The organism is Rhizobium sp. BR 314, from assembly GCF_047445805.1.
Taxonomy (GTDB): Bacteria; Pseudomonadota; Alphaproteobacteria; order Rhizobiales; family Rhizobiaceae; genus Rhizobium; species Rhizobium lusitanum_B.
Window position 1 is genome coordinate 1 of record NZ_JARWLA010000087.1, and the last position, 5,673, is coordinate 5,673.

At 64.7% G+C, this 5,673-nt stretch carries 7 protein-coding genes; all 7 read left to right on the top strand.

All coding sequences use genetic code 11. The annotated features are described in order from the left end of the window. A partial coding sequence (locus QD461_RS36265) for a plasmid partitioning protein (RefSeq protein WP_414091606.1) occupies window positions 1-1,279 on the top strand: 1,279 nt, incomplete at its 5' end. A 92-nt stretch (window positions 1,280-1,371) separates the two neighbouring features. Then, window positions 1,372-1,848: a hypothetical protein gene (locus tag QD461_RS36270; protein WP_015341932.1), complete on the top strand. Its 477-nt coding sequence runs from the start codon at window positions 1,372-1,374 to the stop codon at window positions 1,846-1,848. Further along, window positions 1,845-2,729 carry a DUF7007 domain-containing protein gene (locus QD461_RS36275; RefSeq protein ID WP_028753476.1) on the top strand — a complete coding sequence of 295 codons (885 nt, stop codon included), beginning with the start codon at window positions 1,845-1,847 and terminating at the stop codon, window positions 2,727-2,729. Before QD461_RS36270 ends, QD461_RS36275 begins: the two co-directional genes overlap by 4 nt. Continuing rightward, window positions 2,729-3,076, top strand: coding sequence for a hypothetical protein (locus QD461_RS36280; RefSeq protein ID WP_037135796.1), 348 nt, complete (start codon window positions 2,729-2,731; stop codon window positions 3,074-3,076). Before QD461_RS36275 ends, QD461_RS36280 begins: the two co-directional genes overlap by 1 nt. Further along, window positions 3,073-3,480 carry a hypothetical protein gene (locus tag QD461_RS36285; RefSeq protein ID WP_028753475.1) on the top strand — a complete coding sequence of 136 codons (408 nt, stop codon included), beginning with the start codon at window positions 3,073-3,075 and terminating at the stop codon, window positions 3,478-3,480. The genes QD461_RS36280 and QD461_RS36285 overlap by 4 nt, the downstream gene beginning before the upstream one ends. A 364-nt stretch (window positions 3,481-3,844) precedes the next feature. Next, window positions 3,845-4,432 (top strand): hypothetical protein, encoded by a 588-nt coding sequence (locus QD461_RS36290; RefSeq protein WP_414091607.1) that lies wholly within the window; start codon window positions 3,845-3,847, stop codon window positions 4,430-4,432. A 300-nt stretch (window positions 4,433-4,732) separates the two neighbouring features. Continuing rightward, window positions 4,733-5,659 (top strand): ArdC family protein, encoded by a 927-nt coding sequence (locus QD461_RS36295; RefSeq protein WP_028753473.1) that lies wholly within the window; start codon window positions 4,733-4,735, stop codon window positions 5,657-5,659. The last annotated feature ends 14 nt before the right edge of the window (window positions 5,660-5,673 follow it).

Below are 5,673 nucleotides of genomic sequence, written 5' to 3' on the forward strand. Positions count from 1 at the left end.
GTCCGAGGAGCAGAAAGAGGTCTGGAAAGCCCACAAGCCGAAGAAGGGCGATACGGCAGCCTGGTGGCAGATCGCCAACGGGCTGTCGAAAACCCGCATGTACGCTCGCGATGCAAGCTTCGGCGATGATCTTCGCCTGGCCTACGGTATCGAGTGGTCCGAGGACCTGTTCGGCCCGGCCGATCAGGACAATCGCTACACCACAAATGTCGAGGCGTTCCTCGGCGCCCAGCAGGAGTGGATGGCAAGCAACCTGCCGAAGAAGGGTGCGATCGTCGAGGTCAACAATTGGGGCCAGCCGGACCTGCCGAAGAAGGCCGAACGCGTCTACGGCAAGCCAGGCAAAGGCGATTGCACCGCAATGTACCTCGATCGCGAGGGCAAGGTGCAGAGCGTTCACTACCGGATGCCGGAGGTCAGGAAGTCCGCCGGCCAGACCGGCACCGCGGCCGATGGGACGGAGGAGGCCAACGACGAGGCGGCGGTCGCCGGAAAGACAAGGCCCGACGTCACGCAGAAGGGCTTCGACATGATCGGTGATTTCCGGACCGATGCGCTGCATGAGGCGCTGGCCCGCGCGCCGATCGAGGACGACATGTTGATGGCTCTCCTGGTCATGGCCTTTGCCGGCACCAATGTCCGGGTCGATTCCGGCGCCAACGACACCATGTTCGGACTGAGGCGGTTCCAACGTCATGCCGCGCGCCTCTATTCCGCCGATGGCAGGCTGTCGGTTGATATGGACAGCGTGCGTGTCGCCGCCCGTTCGGTCCTCATCGACGTGCTTTCTTGCCGCCGTGGTATGTCGAACAGCGGCGTCGTCTCCAGGATCGCCGGCGAGGCGATCGGCGCCGAAGGCTTCCTACCGAATATGGGAACAGAGGACTTCCTTCTGTGCCTGTCGCGCCAGGCCCTGGAGACTGCGGCAAAGGAGGCCAACCTCCAGCCCCGGGCGCGGGTCCGCGAAACCCGCGCAGCCCTCGTCGACCACTTCACATCGACTGAGGCAACCTTCGTCCATCCGGCGGCGCTGTTTGCGCCTGACCCGAAGGACATCGCCGATCTCCTGAAACATCGCGATTGCTTCGACGAGGAGAATGCCCCGGTCGAAGAGGCGATCGGCGATATCGGCGGCGATGCGCAGCCGGACGCTCGCAACGACGCCGACGCTTCAGACGCACAGGATCTGGATCACGGGGATCCTGACGCTGATGCGGTGACGACAAATGATGACCCCTCCAGCGACGAGGAAACCGCCTACGCGATCGCGGCGGAATAGCAGACCCTCTTCTCCGCATGATCCTCCGCCGCCGGCCGCCCCGGCGGCGGTTTCGTTTCCACCACCATCAAAACTCAAAGGAGGATGCGCAAATGTCCGCGTCTCTGATCTATGACCTCGCCCCTGTTGGTTCCATCGTCGCCTGGTCGGATGGCACTCCCCGACCGCCCGAGCGTTTCAGCAAGAAGCTCGCCGCCTGGAAGACCCGGAACAGTCAGGGCCGGCTGGTCCGCAAGGAGGGCGAGCGCAGCCTCGGCGCCACGAGCCTGTCGCCCAATTTTACGCTTCACGAGGGCGATCTCGGCGCAAGTGGCGTGATCGCCATCCGCATCCACCGCACCTTCTCGCTCGAGAGCACGCTGACATTCAAAGTGATCGAGCGGCCGCCGCTCGGATCGGTTCGCGTTTTCGATCGCGCCGGCGCCAATGCCGAGCTCGTGCATCTCGCCGTTGATCGGCACGCGGCCGAGGAATGGCTCACCCAGCACGGCTATCCTCATGCCGTTCTCGACGAGGTGACTGAGGATGAGATTGCTGCCGATCACATGGAAGGGAGGGCTGCGGCATGAACCCGGCACACACGCCCCAAATAGAGGCCTCCACCCCTGAAGATTTAGGGGTGGAATTCGCCAGAGCCGCCGACGACATGGCTGTCGCGCGGATCGGCGATCTCGTCTTCGCAATGGTTCCTGCCGGTGGCGGGCAATATTTGCTCGCCAGTGCATGGCGCGTGTCGCGGCCGCTTGCCGCGCTGAAGCGCGATGATTTCTATTCCCACCATGGCGCGGTCGCCGACGAAGCGGCGTTTCGCGACCGTATGATCGAACAGGCGGAACACAGCCGCGAGTTGGGGTTGCTTTCCCGACAGAGCGTGCGAATGACCTGCAGCACGCCTTGGGGTGCGTCCCAGAGCGCCACCGTCTACGCCGACGGCATCGTCTCCCACACAACGGCTGGCCATGGCGGCTTCCAACTCTCCTCTGCTCGCAACGCCAGGGTCCATCCGATGCTGAGGGCAGACGGCGGCTGGTACGAGGAGGATGCCGCGTGGGCGGTCGTCGCCCTGACCTTTCCGGACCTGTTCACGGCCTACGAACGCAAGTGCTCGGACAAGACGATCCGCGACAGTTGGCCGGATGTCTGGGAGGCGATCTCCGGTCGCCCCCTTGCACCCGGCGAGTGCTACGAGAAGGATGCCCGAGCCTTCGCGCGGCAGCACGCTGGCGACTGGATCGTCATCTCGGCGCTACGGTCAGACCATAACGCCGGCATGACCGAGGTGATCGCCACGATCGGCGGCAAGCGCGGCGAGCGCGTGAAAGAGCGTCGCTTCCTGGTGCCGAGCGATGAGTATGCAATCGGCCGCTTCGGCTTTGTCATCGATGAGGCGAGGCATGCCGTCTATGACGGACCCTCCAGCTTCGCCGGTTGGCGTGGGAGGGCGTCGTAATGGCCAGTTCCGAACGACAGGCCGGCTCGCTTGCCAGAATGGAAGCGGCGCGGCGAAAGACACAGCACCAGCTCGCTCTCATCGAGCGGCAGATTACGCGCCGCATGACAGCGCTCATTCCGCAGCTTGGCCGACGTCAGGCTGGCTTTCGCCGGGGCAAGCCGCCGGAGCCGGGCGCCTTCCTCGAACGCTACCGCGCGAACCTGGCAGCTCTGACGGCCGAGCGCCAGCCCGAGCTCGACGCGCTTACCCGAAAACTTGCCCGGCAGGATGCGGCAATCACGGCATTTCGGGCGCGAGTAGAATCCGATCCACCCGTCGCAACCGCCCGGAGAGCGTCGCTATGAGCACGATCGGAGAACTGGAGCGAAAAGCCGGTATCGGCACATCGCCAGCCGAGAGAACCGCATTCTGGCGCCAGTTCCATCACCTCGAGGGCGAAGCCTGCGTCAACGCGGGGGTTGCGGAACTCAGGCGCCTGATCGCGGCCAGGGAAGCAGTGTCCGAGGCCTCGCCAAAGACGCGTGTTGCCCGTTTTCGCCATGAAGTAATGCCGCCCCTGACGGCGGATCAGCAAGCGGCGCTTCAGGCTTATGCCGCCAAGCATGGCCGCCGCTGGAAATCGATCCTCAGCAATGCGTGGATGGGCGGTCCGCCGCATGATGACGGCGGTCTGCTGCGGGGCCTTCGCAACTCGCACGGTCCGAGCTGGCTGCAATCCTACCGGTTGCCCAAGCCGCCCGAGCGGTAGGCGAGCATTCACGCCCGCGTGGGGAAGACGGAGTTTGCGGGGGAGCCTCCAGTTTCGTTTCGAGGACGTCGTCTCCCTCTCCACGCCGGCTTGCCCTTCGGTTTTGCTGCGGTCTGAACCGGCGGCCGTGCGCTTCAAGGCCGCWGTCGCGCCGCKGTGCGGCCGGACCCCGCCGTCCTTCTCGGAGCAGGCTCGCGTGCTCCGTCGAGGGCAGCTTGCCCTCTTCGCACGCAAACCGGCTCCGCTCGTCCAGGTGGGGCCGGACCCTGAAGCGCCCGTCTTTCCGCCGGTTCGGGCTGACCGCACCGAAGGGCAAGCCGGCATGGGCCGCAGCCGCTTCGGACGACCTCGAAAGGAAACGACCATGGCCAAGCCCGCATCCTCTCCTCGCCAATCCCCACGCGTCGTGCAACTTCGCAAGGGCGCCACCGTCGAAATGGTCCGGCTCACCTGCCCCGACGCCAGCCAGGCGCTGAAGATCGCCGAGAGTTTCGGGACCGCCGTCATCGACAGCGACGGCATCCGCGACCTGCATGAGCGCCTGATCATCGAGACAGCCGATGCGCTCGGCGATGGCCTTGGCGACAAGGCCATGCAGATCCACCTGCAGCGGATCGTCGGCGCCTATGTCGGTTCTGCCCATGGCGCCGGCCAGTTCTACAGCCGCGCCGTCACCGAAGCGCGCGATGCCACGGCCAAGGCCGCGAACGATGCCCGTGACGAGGACCTCGACGGCCCCGTCGGCTATGACAGCGCCGCCCAGCGTAAGCGGGAGTTTGCCGCCGACATGGGCATACAGGCCCATTCGCTCAGAATGGCAGCCGAAGGTGCCGTCGCTGCCTATGCCCAGGTCATCGGCGAGACCTGGAAGCCTTTCGACCGGCCGGTCGAGCAGCCGGGCACGTCGCTCAGCCGCAAGGCGGYCGAAGCGCAAATCTCAGCCTTCGATTAGATAGCTCGGGCGGGGCTCCGCCCGGCTTTTCAGTCGACACAAGAACGGCCGGTTCCATGGCGGGACCGGCTTTTTTCGTGTCGCGGAGGCGGAAACGAGCAACATGAAATGAAGCCGATGGCGCGCGCAGCGCAGCCCGTTCCGTTCGTCGGGTCTGCAGGAGCCGCCGGCGGACGCAACGGCCTTGCCGTCCTCCACTTTGTTGCGGCCGTTCCGGTGCATCCGCCGACTGACCTGCTCCTGCCTTCGACCCTCCGCAACGGGCCGCGACGGGCGCGGCCTCGAAACGGAGGTTTTGATATGAGCAGGACAGAAAATCAGAGGGGCGATCTTTATACCCGCATCACCGACAAGATCATCGAAGATCTTGCGAAGGGCGTGCGGCCCTGGATGAAACCATGGAATGCGGCGAACACGGCAGGCCGCATTACCCGGCCGCTGCGTTACAACGGGCAACCCTATTCTGGCGTCAACGTACTGCTTTTATGGTCGGAGGGCATCGCACGGGGTTATACGTCATCCACATGGATGACGTTCAAGCAGTCCCTTGAACTGGGCGCCGCGGTGCGCAAAGGCGAGACCGGCACGACCGTCGTCTTCGCCAGCCGGTTCACCAAGTCCGAAACCGACGGGAACGGCGGCGAAGTCGAGCGGGAAATCCCCTTCCTGAAGGCGTATAGCGTGTTCAACATCGAGCAGATCGACGGACTTCCCGACCACTACAATCATCAGCGGCCCGCACCGGTTCCAGATCCGGTCCAGCGCATCGAGCATGCCGATTGGTTCTTCCGCAACACCGGCGCTTCCATTCGCCACGGCGGCAACCAGGCCTTCTTCTCGCCGGCCGCCGACCTCATTCAGATGCCGCTGTTCGAGAGCTTCAAGGACGCTGCAAGCTACTATGCAACCCTCAGTCACGAGGTCACCCATTGGACCGCGCCGGACCACCGTGTCGGTCGCGACCTCAGCCGCTACGCCAAGGACAAGAGCGAGCGTGCGCGCGAGGAATTGATTGCCGAGCTCGGCAGTTGCTTCCTTTGCGCCGACCTCGGCATTGTTCCCGAACTCGACCCACGACCCGATCATGCGTCCTATCTTGACTCCTGGCTCAAGGTCCTGACCGACGACAGACGGGCGATCTTCCAGGCGGCAGCGCATGCGCAACGGGCCGTAACGTTCCTGCATTCGCTGCAGCCCGACTCAGCCGACGAGCGCCTTGCTGCGTAACGACTTGTCAGCGC

Coding starts and splice junctions, on each gene's coding strand:
- QD461_RS36275 (WP_028753476.1), top strand. CDS start 1,845: ATGAACCCGGCACACACGCCCCAAATAGAGGCCTCCACCCCTGAAGAT.
- QD461_RS36295 (WP_028753473.1), top strand. CDS start 4,733: ATGAGCAGGACAGAAAATCAGAGGGGCGATCTTTATACCCGCATCACC.
- QD461_RS36270 (WP_015341932.1), top strand. CDS start 1,372: ATGTCCGCGTCTCTGATCTATGACCTCGCCCCTGTTGGTTCCATCGTC.
- QD461_RS36280 (WP_037135796.1), top strand. CDS start 2,729: ATGGCCAGTTCCGAACGACAGGCCGGCTCGCTTGCCAGAATGGAAGCG.
- QD461_RS36285 (WP_028753475.1), top strand. CDS start 3,073: ATGAGCACGATCGGAGAACTGGAGCGAAAAGCCGGTATCGGCACATCG.